The 19,961-nt window shown below is 40.9% G+C and carries 19 protein-coding genes; all 19 read right to left on the minus strand.

The genetic code is table 11. From position 1 onward, the window contains the following. Positions 1–8 precede the first annotated feature (8 nt). Positions 9–695 (minus strand): 30S ribosomal protein S3, encoded by a 687-nt coding sequence (gene rpsC / locus P8629_RS03690; RefSeq protein WP_278164572.1) that lies wholly within the window; start codon positions 693–695, stop codon positions 9–11. A gap of 11 nt (positions 696–706) precedes the next feature. Beyond that, the gene (gene rplV, locus P8629_RS03695; RefSeq protein ID WP_278164573.1) at positions 707–1,039 is read right to left on the minus strand and encodes a 50S ribosomal protein L22; all 333 of its coding nucleotides are present in this window, start codon (positions 1,037–1,039) and stop codon (positions 707–709) included. A gap of 11 nt (positions 1,040–1,050) precedes the next feature. Next, positions 1,051–1,323: a 30S ribosomal protein S19 gene (gene rpsS / locus P8629_RS03700; protein ID WP_278164575.1), complete on the minus strand. Its 273-nt coding sequence runs from the start codon at positions 1,321–1,323 to the stop codon at positions 1,051–1,053. 11 nt (positions 1,324–1,334) lie between these two features. Further along, positions 1,335–2,162: a 50S ribosomal protein L2 gene (gene rplB / locus P8629_RS03705; RefSeq protein ID WP_278164577.1), complete on the minus strand. Its 828-nt coding sequence runs from the start codon at positions 2,160–2,162 to the stop codon at positions 1,335–1,337. Between the two features lie 11 nt (positions 2,163–2,173). Continuing rightward, on the minus strand, positions 2,174–2,470 hold the full coding sequence (gene rplW / locus P8629_RS03710; RefSeq protein ID WP_278164579.1) for a 50S ribosomal protein L23: 297 nt from the start codon (positions 2,468–2,470) through the stop codon (positions 2,174–2,176). Then, positions 2,467–3,087 carry a 50S ribosomal protein L4 gene (gene rplD / locus P8629_RS03715; protein ID WP_278164581.1) on the minus strand — a complete coding sequence of 207 codons (621 nt, stop codon included), beginning with the start codon at positions 3,085–3,087 and terminating at the stop codon, positions 2,467–2,469. Before rplD ends, rplW begins: the two co-directional genes overlap by 4 nt. Before the next feature lie 10 nt (positions 3,088–3,097). Continuing rightward, a complete protein-coding gene (gene rplC / locus P8629_RS03720) occupies positions 3,098–3,736 on the minus strand; it encodes a 50S ribosomal protein L3 (RefSeq protein ID WP_278164582.1) in 639 nt (212 codons plus the stop codon). 61 nt (positions 3,737–3,797) lie between these two features. Beyond that, on the minus strand, positions 3,798–4,109 hold the full coding sequence (gene rpsJ, locus P8629_RS03725; protein WP_011369715.1) for a 30S ribosomal protein S10: 312 nt from the start codon (positions 4,107–4,109) through the stop codon (positions 3,798–3,800). A gap of 133 nt (positions 4,110–4,242) precedes the next feature. After that, complete coding sequence (gene tuf, locus P8629_RS03730) at positions 4,243–5,433, minus strand: elongation factor Tu (RefSeq protein WP_278164585.1); 1,191 nt, start codon at positions 5,431–5,433, stop codon at positions 4,243–4,245. A 34-nt stretch (positions 5,434–5,467) separates the two neighbouring features. After that, positions 5,468–7,570, minus strand: coding sequence for an elongation factor G (gene fusA / locus P8629_RS03735; RefSeq protein WP_278164587.1), 2,103 nt, complete (start codon positions 7,568–7,570; stop codon positions 5,468–5,470). Between the two features lie 61 nt (positions 7,571–7,631). Beyond that, on the minus strand, positions 7,632–8,105 hold the full coding sequence (gene rpsG, locus P8629_RS03740) for a 30S ribosomal protein S7 (protein ID WP_278164589.1): 474 nt from the start codon (positions 8,103–8,105) through the stop codon (positions 7,632–7,634). 58 nt (positions 8,106–8,163) lie between these two features. Next, positions 8,164–8,538, minus strand: a complete 375-nt coding sequence (gene rpsL / locus P8629_RS03745) for a 30S ribosomal protein S12 (RefSeq protein ID WP_011369712.1) — start codon at positions 8,536–8,538, stop codon at positions 8,164–8,166. Positions 8,539–8,676: 138 nt separating this feature from the next. Beyond that, positions 8,677–12,903 (minus strand): DNA-directed RNA polymerase subunit beta', encoded by a 4,227-nt coding sequence (gene rpoC, locus P8629_RS03750; protein ID WP_278164592.1) that lies wholly within the window; start codon positions 12,901–12,903, stop codon positions 8,677–8,679. After that, entirely contained in the window at positions 12,903–16,961 is a 4,059-nt protein-coding gene (gene rpoB / locus P8629_RS03755; RefSeq protein ID WP_278164594.1) for a DNA-directed RNA polymerase subunit beta, read from the minus strand. Before rpoB ends, rpoC begins: the two co-directional genes overlap by 1 nt. Positions 16,962–17,146: 185 nt before the next feature. Beyond that, positions 17,147–17,518 carry a 50S ribosomal protein L7/L12 gene (rplL, locus tag P8629_RS03760; RefSeq protein ID WP_278164596.1) on the minus strand — a complete coding sequence of 124 codons (372 nt, stop codon included), beginning with the start codon at positions 17,516–17,518 and terminating at the stop codon, positions 17,147–17,149. Between the two features lie 39 nt (positions 17,519–17,557). Then, complete coding sequence (gene rplJ / locus P8629_RS03765; protein WP_278164598.1) at positions 17,558–18,058, minus strand: 50S ribosomal protein L10; 501 nt, start codon at positions 18,056–18,058, stop codon at positions 17,558–17,560. A gap of 172 nt (positions 18,059–18,230) precedes the next feature. After that, positions 18,231–18,920 carry a 50S ribosomal protein L1 gene (gene rplA, locus P8629_RS03770; RefSeq protein WP_278164599.1) on the minus strand — a complete coding sequence of 230 codons (690 nt, stop codon included), beginning with the start codon at positions 18,918–18,920 and terminating at the stop codon, positions 18,231–18,233. 5 nt (positions 18,921–18,925) lie between these two features. Beyond that, entirely contained in the window at positions 18,926–19,354 is a 429-nt protein-coding gene (rplK, locus tag P8629_RS03775; protein ID WP_278164601.1) for a 50S ribosomal protein L11, read from the minus strand. 72 nt (positions 19,355–19,426) lie between these two features. Continuing rightward, complete coding sequence (nusG, locus tag P8629_RS03780) at positions 19,427–19,960, minus strand: transcription termination/antitermination protein NusG (RefSeq protein ID WP_278164603.1); 534 nt, start codon at positions 19,958–19,960, stop codon at positions 19,427–19,429. Position 19,961: the final 1 nt, after the last annotated feature.

A 19,961-nucleotide genomic window follows, 5' to 3' on the forward strand; every position in this document is an offset into this window, starting at 1 on the left:
TATTCCTTTTATTTACGGCCTTTCTTGCCTTTAGATTGTTTCTTGTCATCACTTACCATTGAAATCTTTTCTAGCTTTTCACCCTTAAAGATCCAAACTTTAACCCCAATTTTTCCGTAAGTGGTATCTGCTTCGAAAGCCGAATAATCAATGTCAGCACGTAGCGTATGCAAAGGAACTCGCCCTTCTCTATACCACTCAGCACGTGCAATTTCTGCACCATTTAAACGACCAGAAACATTTACTTTAATACCTTGTGCACCTAAGCGCATTGCATTACTAACTGCACGCTTCATAGCACGACGAAATTGAATTCGCTTTTCTAATTGCTGTGCAATTCCTTCCGCTACCAATTTGGCATCTAACTCAGGCTTCTTGATTTCTTCGATATTGATATTAACTGGCATGCCAGTTTTAGCAATCAATGCTTGCTTTAACTTCTCAATATCTTCACCTTTTTTACCAATCACAACACCCGGGCGGGCAGTGTGAATAGTTACACGAACACCGTTTGCTACGCGTTCAATGTTAATTTGGCTTACTGAAGCATGTTTTAGCTTTTTATTTAACTCATTTCGGATTTCGATATCACTGATAAGGAAATCAGAATAGTTTTTGCTATCCGCATACCAGCGAGCATTCCAATCTTTTGTAATCCCTAGACGGATCCCAATCGGATGTACTTTTTGACCCATTCTGACTCTCCTTACTTATCGCCAACTGTAACAGTAATATGACTGATACGTTTTAAGATACGATTTCCACGACCTTTTGCTCTAGCGCGCATACGCTTCATGATGGGACCTTCATTGACATAAGCTGCAGTTACCTTCAGCTCATCAATATCAGCACCTTCATTATTTTCCGCATTCGCAATAGCCGAATTTAATACTTTGCTCATCAACTCAGAGGCTTTTTTATCACTAAAAGCCAAAATATTTACAGCTGCTTCTACATCTTTTCCGCGAATTAAATCCGCTACAAGACGCGCTTTCTGAGGAGAAATACGAGCAAATCTATGAGTAGCACTAACCTGCATGTTATTTCTCCTTATCTAGATTTTTTATCAGCTGCATGACCGCGATATGTGCGAGTCATTGAAAATTCACCAAGCTTATGCCCAACCATGTTTTCTGAAACATAGACCGGGATATGCTCTTTACCGTTGTGAACTGCAATCGTCAGACCAATCATGTCTGGAAGAATCATAGATCTTCTTGACCATGTTTTTATTGGACGTTTATTACCAGATTCTTGTGCCTCCATCACCTTTTTAACAAGGTGATGATCTACAAAAGGTCCTTTTTTAACTGAACGTGGCATAGGGTCCTTCCTTATTTATTTCTACGACGTACGATCATCTTATCTGTACGCTTATTACTACGAGTCTTCTTACCTTTAGTCGGTACACCCCATGGTGTAACAGGGTTACGACCACCAGAAGTACGACCTTCACCACCACCGTGTGGATGGTCAACCGGGTTCATTGCAACACCACGAACTGTTGGACGAACACCCTTCCAACGCTTAGCACCAGCTTTTCCAAGCTTTCTAAGAGAATGCTCTTGGTTTCCAACTTCACCGATAGTTGCACGACAATCAGCTAAGATTTTTCTCATCTCACCTGAACGTAGCTTAACTAAAACATAAGCACCGTCACGTCCAGCAATTTGTGCATAAGCACCAGCACTTCTAGCAATCTGAGCCCCTTTACCTGGTCTCATTTCTAATGCATGAACAACTGTACCCACTGGAATATTTCTTAACGGTAATGCATTTCCTGCTTTGATAGAAACATGCTCACCTGATTCAACAGGGTCACCCGCTTTAACATGTCTAGGTGCAAGAATATAACGTCTTTCACCATCAGAATACTTTAACAACGCAATGTGAGCTGTTCTATTTGGATCATACTCTAGACGCTCTACAACTGCAGCTACACCGTCTTTGTTTCGTTTAAAATCGATTTGACGATAATGCTGCTTATGACCACCACCTTGGTGTCTTACTGTAATGCGACCATTAGAGTTACGACCACCAGATTTTGATTTCTTTTCTAGCAATGCTGAAAAAGGTTTGCCTTTATGCAAATCTGGTTCAACAACACTAACGACAAAACGACGACCTGGTGATGTAGGTTTTGATTTTTTAATTATAGCCATGACAAACCCTCTTATTCAGCACCAATAAAATCAATCTCTTGCCCAGGAGCTAAACGAACAATAGCTTTTCTCAAACCATTACGTTTACCAACTCGACCTTTAAAGACTTTTGTTTTGCCTTTAATATTGATCATGTTTACAGATTGAACCTTTACATCAAACAAAGACTCAACCGCTTGTTTAACTTCAGGCTTTGTAGCATTAGGCACAACTTTGAAAATATACTGCTCAGAAGCATCCGCCATCATTGCAGATTTTTCTGAGACATGAGGAGCCAATAATACTTTTAGTAAACGTTCTTTACTCATGCTAGCTTCTCCTCAAGTTGCTTGATTGCACCTTGTGTTACTACAATCGACTTAAAACCTACTAGACTGACAGGATCAATCGAGGCTACATCACACACATCTGCATGATACAAGTTACGTGCTGACAAATATAAATACTCATCAAACCCTTCTGTAATAACCAATGCATCCTTCAGATTCAAAGTATTTAGCTTAGCAACAAAGTCTTTCGTCTTAGGTGCTTCTATCTTAAAGTCGTCAACGACTACCAATCTTTCTGTACGAGCTAACTCTGAAAAAATTGATTTCATTGCGCCACGATACATTTTCTTATTTACTTTCTGTGAAAAATCACGGTTATGACCAGGGAACGCACGGCCACCGCCAATCCAAATTGGACCACGACTTGTACCTGCGCGTGCACGACCAGAACCTTTTTGAGCCCAAGGTTTTGCACCACCACCTCTTACAGCTGAACGATTTTTCTGGCCTTTAGTTCCAGAACGTGCAGCAGCTAGGTAGGCGTTAACAACTTGATGAACAAGAGATTCATTAAACTCAGTACCAAATACAGCTTCTGAGACTTTAACGGATCCCGCTTCTTTTCCACTTGCTAATTCAATTAATTTTAAATCCATCACGCCCACCTTATTTAATTGCCTTGCGAACAATAACGGTACTACCATTTGCTCCAGGTAAAGCACCTCTGATCAACAGTAATGAATTTTCAACATCAACCTTAACTAACTCAAGATTAAGAGTTGTTTGTTTTACATTCCCCATATGACCGGCCATTTTCTTCCCTTTGAATACTCGTCCAGGAGTTTGGTTTTGACCAATTGAACCAGGTGCACGGTGAGAAACAGAGTTACCATGTGTTGCATCTTGCATTTTAAAGTTATGTCTTTTGACACCACCTTGAAAACCTTTACCTTTAGTTGTGCCTGTAACATCAACTACTGCAACATCATTAAATTTTTCAACAGTAATTTCAGAACCCAGCTCTAAGCCTTCAGCATCTGAAACATTATCTAATCTGAACTCCCACAAACCTTGACCAGCTTCAACACCAGCCTTTGCATAATGACCCGCTTCCGGCTTTGAAACACGACCAGCATGCTTCAAACCAAAAGTCACCTGAATAGCATCATAACCATCAGATTCATTATTTTTGATTTGTGTTATGCGGTTTGGCGAAACTTCCACCACCGTCACAGGAGTCGATACACCATCCTCGTTAAATACACGAGTCATACCAACTTTGGTACCAATGACACCAATACCCATATCGTTACCTCATTATTATTTCTACATTAACCATTTCGATTGATGGTTAACACCAAGCTAATTATCTTAGCTCTAACTGTACATCCACACCTGCTGCAAGATCTAATTTCATCAATGCATCAACTGTTTTATCTGTCGGATCAACGATATCCAACAAACGCTTATGTGTACGAATTTCATACTGGTCACGCGCATCTTTGTTAACATGCGGTGAAACCAACACTGTAAAACGCTCTTTACGGGTAGGCATTGGAATAGGGCCCTTTACCTGAGCGCCTGTTCTTTTAGCTGTTTCCGTAATCTCACGAGCAGACTGATCAATCAAACGATGATCGAACGCCTTCAAGCGAATACGAATATTTTGAGTCGCCATAATAATCTTTTTCTCATATTACAAAAAAAGAAAAGCAGTGACATGTATAGTGCCACTGCTCACTAAGGTTGCGGATTGTAACAATAAACTTAATTACTTTCAAGCATTTAATTTATTGTTTTCTAAACATTATTTAATCAATAATTTTAGCAACAACACCCGCACCAACTGTACGTCCACCTTCACGAATCGCAAAACGTAAACCTTCGTTCATTGCGATTGGGTTGATCAACTCTACAGTCATTTGCACGTTATCACCAGGCATTACCATTTCTGTTCCTGCTGGTAGTTCACATGCACCTGTTACATCAGTTGTACGGAAGTAGAACTGTGGACGATATCCTTGGAAGAATGGTGTATGACGACCACCTTCATCTTTTGATAATACATACACTTCTGCTTCGAACTTAGTATGTGGTGTTACCGTACCTTTATGCGCTAGTACTTGTCCACGTTCGATATCTTCACGCTTAGTACCACGTAATAGAATACCTACGTTATCCCCTGCTTCACCCTGGTCAAGCAATTTACGGAACATTTCAACACCAGTAACAGTTGTTGTTGTTGTTGGGCGAATACCAACGATTTCGATTTCTTCACCAACTTTTACAACACCTGTTTCAACACGACCTGTTGCTACCGTTCCACGACCTTGGATTGAGAAGATATCTTCTACAGGCATTAGGAATGGCTTGTCAGTTTCACGTGTTGGCTCTGGAATGTATGAATCCAATGCGTCAACTAGACGACCGATTGATGGTTCACCAATTTCTGATTGATCACCTTCGATTGCTTTAAGAGCAGACCCCATGATTACTGGCGTATCATCACCAGGGAAGTCATAGGTATCTAGAAGTTCACGAACTTCCATTTCTACTAATTCTAGTAGCTCTTCATCATCAACCATGTCAGCTTTGTTTAGATAAACAACAATGTATGGTACACCTACCTGACGAGATAGAAGGATGTGCTCACGAGTCTGTGGCATTGGGCCATCAGCTGCAGAACATACTAGGATTGCGCCATCCATCTGTGCCGCACCAGTGATCATGTTTTTAACATAGTCGGCGTGACCTGGGCAGTCTACGTGTGCATAGTGACGTGTGTCTGATTCATACTCAACGTGTGCTGTTGAGATTGTGATACCACGCTCACGCTCTTCTGGTGCGTTATCAATTGACGCGTAGTCTTTTGAATCACCACCAAACTTCTTACCTTGTACAATTGTTAGGGCCGCTGTAAGAGTTGTTTTACCATGGTCAACGTGACCAATCGTACCAACGTTTACGTGCGGCTTACTACGTTCAAACTTTTCTTTTGCCATTTTAAAAATCCTAAATTAAACGTTAAATCTTAAATTATTCGCCTTTTTGGGCTTTAGCAATAATCTCTTCTTGGATATTAGAAGGCGCATCATTATATTTCAAGAATGTCATACTATAGTTAGCACGGCCTTGAGTTAATGAACGCATTTGATTCGAATAACCAAACATTTCTGAAAGCGGCACTTCTGCTTTAATAGACTTACCAGAAGCAATATCATCCATACTTGAGACCATTCCGCGACGTCTGTTCAAGTCACCAATAATATCTCCCATATATTCTTCAGGAGTAGTAACTTCAACCGCCATAACAGGCTCAAGAATCACTGGATTTGCCTGGGTAACACCATTCTTGATCCCCATTCCAGCTGCGACACTGAACGCCATCTCGTTAGAGTCAACATCATGGTAAGAACCATCAACCAACTCAACAGAAACATCAACCATAGGGAAGCCGGCAATAACACCATTTTCCAATTGCTGCTTCGCACCTTTCTCAACAGCACCAATGTACTCGCGAGGAACAGCACCACCAACAATACTATTGATAAACTCAAAACCAGAACCTGCTTCACGCGGTGAGATCTTAAAGACAACATGACCATATTGACCACGACCACCAGACTGACGTACAAATTTTCCGTCTGCTTCAACTGGCTTTTTAATCGTTTCACGATATGAAACCTGAGGTGCTCCAATATTTGCTTCAACATTGAACTCACGCTTCATACGGTCAACAATGATATCCAAGTGAAGCTCACCCATACCAGAAATAATGGTTTGATTCGTTTCTTCATCTGTTTTAACACGGAAAGATGGATCTTCCGCGGCTAATTTCTGAAGTGCAATCCCCATTTTCTCTTGGTCAGCTTTCGTCTTAGGTTCAATTGCAATTGAGATTACCGGATCAGGGAATTCCATACGCTCAAGAATGATCTTATTATTAGGATCACACAGAGTATCACCTGTAGTTGTATCCTTAAGACCAGCCGCACAAGCAATTTCGCCAGCACGAACTTCTTTAATCTCTTCACGAGAATTGGAGTGCATCTGCAAAATACGACCTACACGCTCACGCTTATCCTTAACTGAATTATAAACAGGACTACCTGCTTCTAAAACACCAGAATAAACTCGGAAGAAAGTAAGCGTCCCAACATAAGGATCCGTCATTACTTTAAATGCTAGCGCGGCAAAAGGTTCGTCATCAGTTGAATGGCGCTCTGCTTTTGTTCCATCTTCCAATTCACCTTGGATTGCTGGAACATCTGATGGTGCCGGCATATATTCAATAACCGCATCCAATAATGCTTGAACACCTTTATTCTTAAAGGCAGAACCACAGAACATAGGAACGATTTCAACATCAATACAACGCTGGCGAATACCAGCTTTAATTTCCTCTTCAGAAAGTTCACCTTCTTCCAAGTACTTATCCATTAGTTCTTCAGTTGCTTCCGCTGCAGATTCAACCATCTTCTCATGCCATTCCTGACATAACTCAACCATATCTTCTGGAATGTCTTCATAGGTATATTTCATCCCCATGTTTTCTTCTTCCCAGTAGATTGCTTTCATTTTGACAAGATCTACAACACCACGAAAAGTTTCTTCTGCACCAATTGGTAACTGCATAGGAACAGGAAGAGCGCCCAAACGATCAATAACCATTTGGTTTACATTCAGGAAGTCCGCGCCAGCACGGTCCATTTTGTTAACGAACCCCATACGTGGCACGCCATACTTATCCGCTTGACGCCATACAGTTTCAGACTGAGGCTCAACACCACTTACTGAACAAAAACACGTTACAGCACCATCAAGAACACGCAATGAACGCTCTACTTCGATCGTAAAGTCAACGTGACCTGGAGTATCAATGATATTAATTCGATGCTCAGGAAACTGCTGCGCCATACCACTCCAGTGAGTTGTGGTAGCTGCAGAAGTAATTGTAATACCACGCTCTTGCTCTTGTTCCATCCAGTCCATGGTTGCACCACCATCATGCACCTCACCGATTTTGTGAGAAACACCAGTGTAGAACAATATGCGCTCTGTTGTTGTGGTTTTACCCGCATCAATGTGGGCCATGATACCGATATTACGGTATCTTTCAATTGGGGTCTTACGTGCCACGTTAATTAACCTTTTAATTTAATTCTAAAACAATAAAGGCCCTAACCGGGCCCAATTTAGATTACCAACGGAAATGTGAAAACGCTTTGTTCGCTTCCGCCATTCGATGAGTATCTTCTTTCTTCTTAATCGCGGAACCGCGGTTATCAAGAGCATCTGATAATTCACCAGCTAAGCGCAACATCATGCCTTTCTCACTACGCTTACGAGCAGCTTCTACAATCCATCTCATCGCTAGAGCTGTCTTACGCTCTGAACGCACTTCTACTGGTACTTGGTAAGTTGCACCACCCACACGGCGAGATTTAACCTCAACCATCGGGCCAACATTCTCCAAAGCTTCTCTTAATAGCACAGCATGCTCACCGCCTTTCTTTCTATCTACAACAACGTCAAGCGCATCATAGACAATTTTTTCAGCGACAGCTTTCTTACCACTGACCATAATCATGTTTACAAACTTTGTTAAAGTTGTGTCACCAAATTTTGGATCTGGTAAAACTTGTCTTTTAGGTATTTCTCTTCTTCTTGCCATTCTTACTCTTCCGGTATAAATTTACACTAATTATTGCAAAACGTATGTTAAGGAACTATTACCCCTTAGGACGCTTTGCACCGTACTTAGAACGACCTTGTTTACGTCCATCAACACCTGCGCAATCCAATGAACCACGAACTGTATGATAACGTACACCAGGTAAATCTTTTACACGACCACCGCGAATTAAAATCACGGAGTGTTCTTGCAAGTTGTGACCTTCACCACCGATATAACTAGAAACTTCATATCCGTTAGTTAAACGTACACGTGCAACTTTACGTAGGGCAGAGTTTGGCTTTTTAGGGGTTGTTGTATAAACACGCGTACATACTCCACGACGTTGAGGACAAGCCTCTAGTGCAGGAACATTTGACTTTTTCATCTTATCTTTACGCGGCTTACGCACCAACTGGTTAATAGTAGCCATTAATTCTCACTCCATCTTAAGATTTAAATCTTAATTACTAAAAATCCATGAGCTAAAAAAGCTCATGGGTAAGGTTGAGGGATTTTAGTGACCCTCTAACACATTGTCAAGCATAAGTTTATGAATTTATTCAATGATTCATTCAGCTGTATGCTCAACACTTTCTGTTAAAGAAACCGTTTCTTCAACGACTTCTTCTTGAGCCGCACTCTCATTATCAGAGCTCATGAAAGCGGCTAGTTCGAGCTGTGTTTTTTCACTCGCTTCCCTACGAGCTTTATGATAAGCGAAGCCTGTTCCAGCCGGAATCAAACGACCTACAATAACGTTTTCTTTCAACCCAACTAGCTTATCTTCCTTACCACTGACTGCGGCTTCCGTTAACACACGAGTTGTTTCTTGGAAAGAAGCAGCTGAAATAAACGATTCAGTTGCCAATGATGCTTTGGTAATACCTAGTAGAACACGCTGATAAGTTGCTTCTACTGACCCTTCATTGGACACTTTCTCATTCATTTCAAGAACTCTTGCATACTCAGCTTGCTCACCTTTAATCAGGCTAGTATCACCTGTTGAACGAACTTCAACTTTTCTAAGCATCTGACGTACAACTGTTTCAATATGCTTATCGTTGATTCTTACACCTTGTAAGCGATATACATCTTGAACCTCGTCAACAACATATTTAGTCAGTCGTTCAACACCCAGTAGTCTCAAAATATCATGTGGGTTAGGGTTACCATCAACGACAACATCCCCTTTTTCAACACGCTCACCCTCAAAGACATCAACTGAACGCCATTTCGGAATCAAAGTCTCATGCTGCTCGCCACTATCTTGTGTAATGACAAGACGTTGCTTACCTTTGGTTTCTTTACCAAATCCAATTACACCTGAAACTTCAGCCATAATTGCAGGCTCTTTTGGTACTCGGGCTTCGAATAAGTCTGCCACGCGTGGAAGACCCCCTGTAATATCCTTGGTCTTGGAAGATTCTTGTGGAATTCTTGCCAAAATATCACCTGCACCAACCTTATCGGACTGGTTAACAACGACAACCGAGTTTTCAGGTAAATAGTATATCGCTGGCGTCTTCGTACCAGGGAAAGGAACGACTTCACCTTTATCATCAACCAACTGAATATAAGGTCTTAACTCCTTACTCGCTGATGAACGTTCTTTTGAACTTTTCACAACATGCGTTGTCAGTCCTGTCAATTCATCTACATGCTCTTCTACTGCACCATCAAAATTACCAAACTGAATTATCCCTTCAGCTTCTGTAATCACTGGATGGGTATGGGCATCCCATGTTGCCAATACATTACCAGACGTAACATCAATTCCATCTTTCACGTTCAGCATTGAACCGTAAGGAATCTTATATCTTTCTTTCTCTCTTCCTAGACTATCTAGGATAGAAATTTCTCCAGAACGAGAGGTAACAACAACCTGGTTTTCAGTGTTTTTAATGGTTTTTAAATTATCAAATTTAACTTTACCTTCATGCTTAACTTCAACCTGACTCTGAGCGGTTGATGCTGAAGCGGTACCCCCGATATGGAATGTACGCATGGTTAACTGAGTACCCGGCTCACCAATGGACTGAGCTGCCATAACACCAACGGCTTCACCAAGGTTTACCATATGTCCACGCGCTAAATCACGTCCATAACACTTCTGACAAATACCAAATTTTGTCTCACAAGTAATTGGAGAGTATGCTTTGACGACATCAACACCAGACTCATCAATCAAGTTCACAAGACGCTCATCCAGCAGCGTCCCTTTCTCGACGATAATCTCACCATCTAAGCCAACAACATCTTCAGCAACTACACGACCCAAGATTCGTTCTTTAAGTTCTTCAACAACTTCACCACCTTCAACATGCGGTGTCATTGTAATACTTGCATCTGTGCCGCAATCAGGTTCTGTCACAACAACATCTTGTGCAACATCGACCAATCGACGTGTCAAGTAACCTGAGTTCGCTGTTTTTAATGCCGTATCCGCTAGACCTTTACGTGCACCATGCGTTGAAATAAAGTACTGAAGGACGTTCAGCCCTTCACGGAAGTTTGCTGTGATCGGTGTTTCAATGATAGAACCATCCGGCTTAGCCATCAAACCACGCATACCCCCTAACTGACGCATCTGAGCAACAGACCCACGAGCACCAGAATCAGCCATCATATAAACAGAGTTAAAGGAAGTTTGTTTGACTTCATTACCATCAGCATCCGTCACCATTTCAAACTGAAGCTCTTCCATCATGGATTTTGTGACCAATTCATTGGTATGAGACCAAATATCAACAACTTTGTTGTAACGCTCACCTTCAGTTACCAAACCTTGTGCGAACTGTCTCTGAATCTCTGTTACCTGCTCATCTGCACGTTCAATAATTGGTGCTTTATCATCTGGAATAAGCATATCATCGGAGCAGAAAGACAAACCAGCTAAGGTTGACCACTTAAAACCTGCATACATTAATTGGTCAGCAAAAATAACGGTTTCCTTAGGGCCAAGAATACGATAACAAGCATTTAATGCCATAGAAATATTCTTTTTCGTTAAGTTAAGATTCAACAAATCAAAACCTAAACCTTTCGGAAGAATTCTCAATAGAAGAGCACGACCAACGGTTGTGTCGACAATCCCTTTTTTAACGGATTCAACACCAGCATCATCAATAATTGTCTCTTCAATTTTTAACTTAATTTTAGTGTGAACATGAACCGCTTTTGCATCCAACGCGCGCTGTACTTCCATCCAGTTAGAGAAAGCCTTTCCTTCACCTTTAGAGTTTACTTTTTCACGCGTAATATAATAAAGCCCTAGAACAACATCTTGTGATGGAACAATAATAGGATCACCGTTTGCAGGTGATAACAAGTTATTGGTTGACATCATTAAGGTTCTGGCTTCAAGCTGCGCTTCTAAAGACAACGGTACGTGAACAGCCATCTGATCACCATCGAAATCGGCGTTAAAGGCTGAACATACCAAAGGATGCAAGTTAATTGCTTTCCCTTCAATCAGTACTGGCTCGAACGCTTGAATCCCAAGTCTATGGAGTGTTGGAGCACGGTTCAACAGAACAGGGTGCTCACGAATAACTTCATCTAAAACATCCCATACTTCTGGTAAGCCTTGTTCAACCATTTTTTTAGCAGCTTTAATTGTCGTAGCTAAACCACGCTTTTGAAGCTTACTAAAAATAAAAGGCTTGAATAATTCCAAAGCCATCTTCTTAGGTAGACCACACTGATGCAAACGCAATGATGGACCAACAACGATAACGGAACGACCAGAGTAGTCCACACGCTTACCAAGTAAGTTCTGACGAAAGCGCCCTTGCTTACCTTTGATCATATCAGCTAATGATTTTAACTGGCGCTTGTTTGTTCCCGTAACAGCTCTTCCACGACGCCCGTTATCCAGCATCGAATCAACAGATTCTTGCAGCATACGTTTTTCGTTACGAACAATAATGTCAGGCGCCATAAGATCTAACAATCTTTTTAAACGATTGTTACGGTTAATAACTCGACGATATAAATCGTTAAGATCAGATGTCGCAAAACGACCTCCGTCTAATGGCACCAATGGTCTTAATTCTGGTGGTAAAACAGGAAGCACGTCCAAAATCATCCATTCAGGTTTATTCCCTGATTGAACAAAGGAATCAATCAATTTTAATCGCTTAGAAAGCTTCTTCTGTTTTGTTTCAGAACTCGTCGCTTCCATTTCTTCACGTAGTCGAGTTGATTCAGCATCAAGATCAATAGACTGAAGCATTTTCTTAATGGCTTCGGCACCCATTTGAGCTTCAAACTCGTCACCGTATTCATCCATGGCATCCAAGTATTCTTCTTCACTTAACAACTGCCATGGTTCAAGCGGCGTTAGACCTGGATCAACAACCATAAAGGCTTCAAAATAAAGCACTGCTTCAATTTCTTTCAATGTCATATCTAACATCAAACCGATTCTGGAAGGCAGTGATTTTAAGAACCAGATATGTGCAACTGACGTTGCTAGATCAATATGCCCCATACGCTCACGACGTACTTTAGATTGCGTGACTTCTACGCCACACTTCTCACAAATAACACCACGATGCTTGAGCCGCTTATACTTACCACATAAGCACTCATAATCACGAATAGGACCAAATATTTTTGCACAGAACAATCCATCACGCTCTGGCTTAAAGGTACGATAATTTATCGTCTCAGGCTTTTTAACCTCACCAAAAGACCATGAGCGAATCTTTTCTGGGGAAGCAAGAGTAACTTTTATCGTATCGAAATCATTTGATACATTTTGTTTTTTTAGAAATCCTAATAAATCTTTCATTATTCTTGCTCCAACTCAATATCAATACCCAAGGCACGAATTTCTTTACGTAACACACTGAACGACTCAGGAATACCTGGTTCCATGTATTCATTGCCGTCGACAATATTTTTATACATACGTGTACGACCATTCAAATCATCAGATTTAACTGTCAGCATTTCTTGTAATGTAAATGCGGCACCATAAGCTTCAAGTGCCCATACTTCCATCTCACCGAATCGCTGACCACCGAATTGTGCCTTACCACCTAATGGCTGCTGCGTAACCAAGCTGTAAGGCCCAGTTGAACGAGCATGCATTTTGTCGTCAACCAAATGGTTCAACTTCAAGTAATACATATAACCGACCGTCACTGGGCGATCAAACTCTTCCCCACTGATACCATCATAAAGAGTCATCTGACCTGATTCAGGTAAATCTGCAAGTCTTAACAGAGCTTTAATCTCACCTTCTGAAGCACCATCAAATACTGGTGAAGCCATAGGAACCCCCTTACGAAGGTTACCAGCTAACTCAATAATTTCTGCATCAGTCAATGAATCAAAGTCCACTTTCTGACCTTGAGTATCGTTATAGATCTTATGTAAGAAAGCTTTTAGTTCTTTAATGTCTGCTTGTTGTTCAAGCATGGTATTAATCTTCGCCCCAAGACCTTCAGCAGCTAGACCAAGATGAGTCTCTAAAATTTGCCCGACGTTCATACGAGATGGAACCCCTAAAGGATTCAAACAAATATCAACTGGACGACCCGTTTCATCATATGGCATATCTTCAACTGGACAAATGCGCGAGATAACACCTTTGTTACCATGACGACCCGCCATTTTATCACCAGGCTGGATACGACGTTTCACGGCAACATAAACCTTAACCATTTTAGAAACACCAGGCTGAAGATCATCTCCTTGAGTTAACTTCTTTCTCTTCTCTTCAAAGACACCATTTAACTCTTCTTTTTTAGCAACCAATTGTTTTTCTAAGGCTTCTAAATGTGAAGATAAAGCATCGTCTGTAACATTCAAACCAAACCACTTAGTTGAATCTAAAGAAGCAAGATAATCGGCTGTAACTTCTGTTCCATCTACCAGTTTTTGACCAATCAACATAGGTTGAATACGATCAATCGTATCTTCTTCAAGAATCGTATACTGTTCATCAATGTCTTTTCTTACTTTTTGTAACTCATCTTCTTGAATTGCTAAAGCACGCTCATCTTTCTTAACACCTTCACGCGTAAAGACTTGCACATCAATAACAGTCCCTTCCACCCCTTTACTCACTCGTAAAGACGTGTCTTTTACATCCGAGGCTTTTTCACCAAAAATAGCACGTAGAAGCTTTTCTTCAGGCGTTAATTGCGTTTCACCTTTCGGAGTTACTTTACCAACGAGGATATCACCTTGTTTAACTTCAGCACCAACATAGACGATCCCAGATTCATCCAATCTAGAGAGCGCAGCTTCACCAACATTTGGGATATCTGCAGTTACTTCTTCAGGTCCTAGTTTTGTGTCACGCGCAAGACAAGTTAACTCTTCAATATGAATTGTCGTATAACGGTCTTCTTGAACAACTCTTTCAGAAACTAAAATCGAGTCTTCAAAGTTGTAACCATTCCAAGGCATAAAGGCAATGCGCATATTTTGACCGATTGCCAACTCACCTAGATCAGTTGAAGGTCCATCTGCAAGTACATCACCTCGTGAAATAACATCACCAGCTTTAACGATTGGCTTTTGATTGATACAAGTGTTCTGGTTTGAACGTTGATATTTAATCAAATTATAAATATCGACCCCTGTTTCACCTTCTGCAATCTCTTCTTGATTCGCTCTCACAACAATTCGAGCAGAATCAGAAGAAACAATTTCACCACCACGGAGAGCGACAACCGTCACACCAGAATCGATTGCTACTGTTTTTTCAATTCCTGTTCCAACTAAAGGCTTATCAGCACGTAAAGTTGGGACTGCTTGACGCTGCATGTTTGACCCCATTAAGGCACGGTTAGCATCATCATGCTCAAGGAACGGAATCAAAGAAGCCGCTACAGAAACAATCTGCTTTGGTGAAACGTCCATATAATCAATATCATTGGAAGAAGCCAGGATCGTTTCATTTTTGTGTCTCGCAGTAACAAGTTCATCAAGTAACTTATTATCTGCATCCATAGCAGCACTAGCCTGTGCAATCACAAACTGAGCTTCGTCAATGGCAGAAACATATTCAACTTCATCGGTTACTTGACCATCAATAACTTTGCGATAAGGCGTCTCTAAGAAACCATATTTATTAGTTTTTGCATAAATGGCTAATGTATTGATCAAACCGATGTTTGGCCCTTCAGGCGTTTCAATTGGACAAACACGACCATAATGCGTTGGATGCACATCACGCACCTCAAAGCCAGCACGTTCACGCGTTAAACCACCAGGCCCTAAAGCAGAAACGCGTCGCTTATGCGTAACCTCAGATAAAGGGTTAACCTGGTCCATAAATTGTGATAATTGACTTGAACCAAAAAACTCTTTGATTGCAGCTGACACAGGCTTAGCATTGATCAAATCCTGTGGTAACAGCCCATCAGTTTCTGCTTGGTTTAGACGTTCTTTAACAGCTCTTTCCACACGAACCAAACCGACTCGGAAAGCATTTTCAGCCATCTCTCCAACAGCACGAATACGTCTATTGCCCAAAGTATCAATATCATCAATCGTACTTAAACCGTTACGAATATTAAGTAGCTCTGTAACCACATCAACAACATCTTGGTTTTCTAAAACCAAACTACCTTCGTTGTCTTTTCGACCTAAGCGTCTGTTTAACTTCATACGCCCAACAGAGGAAAGATCGTAACGCGCTTCATCAAAGAATAAGCTATTAAATAAAGCTTCCGATGATTCTTTAGTCGGTGGCTCACCAGGACGCATCATTCGGTAGATTTCAATTTGAGCTTCGAGCTGTGAAGTGGTTGTATCTAAATTCAACGTATCAGAAATATATGATCCATTTTCTAAATCATCAATAAATAAGACACGGAAAGACAGGTCTTTGATTGATTTCATTGTCTCAATCAAATCGCTGGCAATTACTTCATTTGAACGCGCGACTAACTCACCTGTCTCTTCGTTAGTAATCCCTGAAGACAACACTTTACCTAACAGATATTCTTCTGGTACAACAACATTCTTTACTTTAGCTTCTTGTAATTGCTTAATATTACGAGCCGTAATTTTCTTGCCCGCTTTAATCAGCACCTTATCGCCATCTGAAATATCAAATGCAGCCGTCTGACCTTTTAATTGACTTGGAACCAAATCCATGACAAATGCGCCTTTTTTATAGGCAACATGAGTGTGGTCAAAAAATGTATCCAGAATCTCTTCCGAACTATAACCCATTGCTCTAAAAATAATCGAAACCGGAAGCTTACGACGACGGTCAATACGAACAAACACACAGTCATTATGGTCAAACTCAAAATCTAACCATGAGCCACGGTAAGGGATAATTCTAGCGTTAAACAACACTTTACCGGACGAATGCGATTTCCCTTTATCACTATCAAAAATCACACCTGGTGAACGGTGCAACTGAGTCACGATTACACGCTCAGTCCCGTTAATAACAAAAGTACCATTTTCCGTCATCAGAGGTACATCACCCAGATACACTTCTTGTTCTTTAACATCCTTAACAGGACGTTTTCCTGCTGGGGCATCTTTATCAAATAAAACAAGACGCATCTTGACACGTAAAGGCGAAGAATAAGTTACGCCTCGCTGCTTACACTCTTTAACATCAAACTCTGGTTGCCCCATCGTATAGCTAACGTATTCAAGATCTGCTGTACCAGCAACACCATGAATTGGAAAGACTGATGAAAATGCTGAATGCAACCCAATCGGATCGCGCTCAAGTGGTTTTTTATCTTTTTGCAAAAACTCTTTGAAAGATTCTTTCTGGAGAGAAAGAAGATAAGGAACTTCAAGAATTGAAGATCGTGTCGCAAAATCTTTACGAATACGTTTCTTTTCAGTTAAAGAATAGGCCATCATTACCCCAACATTCGACTAAATAAAAGAAAGAAAAAATTTCTTTCCAGAAAATGCATAAAACTGTAATAACAGAATAAATATCTTAATGCTATTGATTACACTTTTACACACTACTATAAACAACAAAAGGCCGACGCAAAAACGTCAGCCATTATTATGCTACGAGAGCAAAAGAAGAAGTATTATTTAACTTCGACTTCAATACCTGCTTCTTTAAGCTCATTTGCAAGCGTTTCAGCTTCTTCTTTAGACACAGCTTCTTTAAGAGTGAAAGGTGCACTTTCAACAGCTGATTTAGCTTCTTTAAGCCCAAGACCTGTTGCGCCACGCACTGCTTTGATTGCCGCAACTTTATTGTCACCAGCACCCGTTAGGATAACATCAAACTCAGTTTGCTCTTCAGCAGCAGCACCAGCATCACCGCCAGGACCTGCAACTGCAACTGCAGCAGCAGAAACACCGAACTTTTCTTCCATTGCTTCAACAAGTTCAACAACTTCCATTACTGACATGTTAGCAACTGCTTCTAAAATATCGTCTTTTGTAATTGCCATTTTAATTTTCCTTAAATTAAATATTTTTAATATGTAAGCTTAAGCTGCTTCAGCTTCTTTTTGATCTTTAATTGCAACAAGACCACGCGCCACTTTAGCGACTGGTTCTTTCATTACATAAAGTAGCTTACTTAATGCTTCATCGTAGGTCGGTAGAGCTGCGATTGATGCCAAGTTACTAGCATCCATAACACCTTCACCAATCGAAAGCGACTTAACAACTAAAGCTTCATTATCTTTTGAAAAGTCTTTAAAGACACGCGCGGCGTTCCCTAACTCTTCTCCTGAAAATGCAAAGATTAATGGGCCAGAAAATGTTTCTGCCATATCTTCAAACTTCGACCCAGCAACTGCTCGACGAACCAGTGTGTTTTTAACAACACGAATGGATACGTTTGCTTCACGTGCTTTAGAACGAAGCTCTGTTAATTGCGCTACAGTCAACCCACGATATTCAGCCGCAACCATTGAACCCGCTTCTGCAATAATTGCAGCAACTTCATCAACAACGGCTTTTTTATCTTCGATTTTGAGTGCCATATAACCTCCAAAACAGCCTGATAAAATCAGGCCCCTCCATCTACGTAGGTTTAAATCTATTAAGAATGTAACATCAACATTCACCTACGGTCTGCGATGGGCGCTCTCTCAATCTAAGCAGTACTTAACTTAAGGAGTCCCAACTCGCATTCTCATTAAAAATGAGAAATTCTTACAATGATGATTGATCAACAACCAGACCAGGACCCATCGTGCTAGAAATAGATACTTTTTTCATGTAAGTACCTTTAGCAGCAGCTGGTTTGGCCTTGTATAAATCCTCAATCAATGCATTTAAATTTTCTTTCAATTTTTCTGGTGCAAAATCTACTTTTCCGATAGAAGCATGGACAATCCCAGCCTTATCTGCACGGAATCTTACTTGACCAGACTTCGCATTATTGATTGCGTCAACAACGTTTGGCGTAACAGTACCAGTCTTAGGGTTTGGCATTAAACCACGTGGCCCCAAAACCTGACCCAACATACCAACAACTCTCATCGCATCTGGAGACGCAATAACGACGTCGAAATCCATCATGCCACCTTTTATTTCGGCAGCAAGCTCATCCATCCCAACAAAATCAGCACCTGCTTCTTTTGCTGCAGCTGCATTTGCTTCACCCGTAAACACTGCAACTCGAACATCTTTACCAGTTCCGTTAGGCATAACAGTCGCACCACGGACAACCTGATCAGATTTACGTGGATCAATTCCAAGCTTAATGGCAACATCTACCGACTCAGAGAATTTAGCTGTTGCTAACTCTGAAACCAGAGAAAAACCTTCAAGAACGTCATAAGACTTTAGAGAATCAACCTTCTCAGCAAACATCTTTTGTTTTTTAGTTAACTTAGTCATTCTCATTACCCCTCTACATTCAAGCCCATGCTACGAGCTGAACCAGCAATAATTTTTACTGCTGCATCTAGATCGTTAGCATTAAGGTCTGCCATTTTTGTGTTTGCAATTTCTTCTAATTGCGCACGTGTTACCGTTCCAACTTTATCCATGTTCGGAACACCAGAACCTTTTTGGACACCAGCAGCTTTTTTCAATAAAACAGATGCAGGAGGTGTTTTTGTAACAAACGTAAAACTGCGATCGTTAAAAACAGTAATAACAACAGGAATAGGAAGATTCTTTTCTACAGACTGGGTCTGGGCATTAAACGCCTTACAGAACTCCATAATATTCACACCGTGCTGACCTAGAGCAGGCCCAACCGGTGGACTAGGGTTTGCATTTCCTGCTGGAACTTGCAACTTGATATAGGCTTCAATTTTCTTAGCCATTTCTTTCTCCTTGTGGGTATAACGTCTCTCGACTTCCCAGGGTTACTAAAAGCTTACAACGTAAGCGGTAATTTAATTCTTTTCTACCTGAGTAAACTCAAGTTCAACCGGCGTTGAGCGCCCAAAAATAAGTACAGAAACCTGTAACTTATTTTTATCATAATCCACACCTTCAACAACAGCTTCAAAGTCGTTAAACGGACCATCAATAACACGAACCATTTCGCCCGGCTCGTAAATAACTTTCGGCTTAGGCTTATCAACACCTTCTTCAACCTTCTGAAGAATACGATCAACTTCTTTTTGAGTAATTGGCGCTGGACGATCAGATGTCCCTCCAATAAAGCCCATCACCTGAGGGACACTTTTAACTAAGTGCCATGTATCTTCATTCATTTCCATTTGAACCAAGACATACCCAGGGAAAAACTTTCTCTCTGAAGTTCTCTTTTTCCCTTCGCGAATTTCAACCACTTCTTCTGAAGGCACCAACACTTGGCCGAATTTATCTTCCAGACCCGCGCGTTCAATGTACTCGGACAACGCTTTTTTCACTTTGTTTTCATACCCTGAATACGCATGAACGACATACCATCTTTGAGCCATA

Source organism: Hydrogenovibrio sp. 3SP14C1, from assembly GCF_029625905.1.
Lineage (GTDB): Bacteria > Pseudomonadota > Gammaproteobacteria > Thiomicrospirales > Thiomicrospiraceae > Hydrogenovibrio.

What these genes read in the sequence shown, in the direction of transcription:
- rpsC (WP_278164572.1), bottom strand. Translation starts at nt 695, where the DNA reads ATGGGTCAAAAAGTACATCCGATTGGGATCCGTCTAGGGATTACAAAA.
- rplV (WP_278164573.1), bottom strand. Translation starts at nt 1,039, where the DNA reads ATGCAGGTTAGTGCTACTCATAGATTTGCTCGTATTTCTCCTCAGAAA.
- rpsS (WP_278164575.1), bottom strand. Translation starts at nt 1,323, where the DNA reads ATGCCACGTTCAGTTAAAAAAGGACCTTTTGTAGATCATCACCTTGTT.
- rplB (WP_278164577.1), bottom strand. Translation starts at nt 2,162, where the DNA reads ATGGCTATAATTAAAAAATCAAAACCTACATCACCAGGTCGTCGTTTT.
- rplW (WP_278164579.1), bottom strand. Translation starts at nt 2,470, where the DNA reads ATGAGTAAAGAACGTTTACTAAAAGTATTATTGGCTCCTCATGTCTCA.
- rplD (WP_278164581.1), bottom strand. Translation starts at nt 3,087, where the DNA reads ATGGATTTAAAATTAATTGAATTAGCAAGTGGAAAAGAAGCGGGATCC.
- rplC (WP_278164582.1), bottom strand. Translation starts at nt 3,736, where the DNA reads ATGGGTATTGGTGTCATTGGTACCAAAGTTGGTATGACTCGTGTATTT.
- rpsJ (WP_011369715.1), bottom strand. Translation starts at nt 4,109, where the DNA reads ATGGCGACTCAAAATATTCGTATTCGCTTGAAGGCGTTCGATCATCGT.
- tuf (WP_278164585.1), bottom strand. Translation starts at nt 5,433, where the DNA reads ATGGCAAAAGAAAAGTTTGAACGTAGTAAGCCGCACGTAAACGTTGGT.
- rpsG (WP_278164589.1), bottom strand. Translation starts at nt 8,105, where the DNA reads ATGGCAAGAAGAAGAGAAATACCTAAAAGACAAGTTTTACCAGATCCA.
- rpsL (WP_011369712.1), bottom strand. Translation starts at nt 8,538, where the DNA reads ATGGCTACTATTAACCAGTTGGTGCGTAAGCCGCGTAAAGATAAGATG.
- rpoC (WP_278164592.1), bottom strand. Translation starts at nt 12,903, where the DNA reads ATGAAAGATTTATTAGGATTTCTAAAAAAACAAAATGTATCAAATGAT.
- rpoB (WP_278164594.1), bottom strand. Translation starts at nt 16,961, where the DNA reads ATGGCCTATTCTTTAACTGAAAAGAAACGTATTCGTAAAGATTTTGCG.
- rplL (WP_278164596.1), bottom strand. Translation starts at nt 17,518, where the DNA reads ATGGCAATTACAAAAGACGATATTTTAGAAGCAGTTGCTAACATGTCA.
- rplJ (WP_278164598.1), bottom strand. Translation starts at nt 18,058, where the DNA reads ATGGCACTCAAAATCGAAGATAAAAAAGCCGTTGTTGATGAAGTTGCT.
- rplA (WP_278164599.1), bottom strand. Translation starts at nt 18,920, where the DNA reads ATGACTAAGTTAACTAAAAAACAAAAGATGTTTGCTGAGAAGGTTGAT.
- rplK (WP_278164601.1), bottom strand. Translation starts at nt 19,354, where the DNA reads ATGGCTAAGAAAATTGAAGCCTATATCAAGTTGCAAGTTCCAGCAGGA.
- nusG (WP_278164603.1), bottom strand. Translation starts at nt 19,960, where the DNA reads ATGGCTCAAAGATGGTATGTCGTTCATGCGTATTCAGGGTATGAAAAC.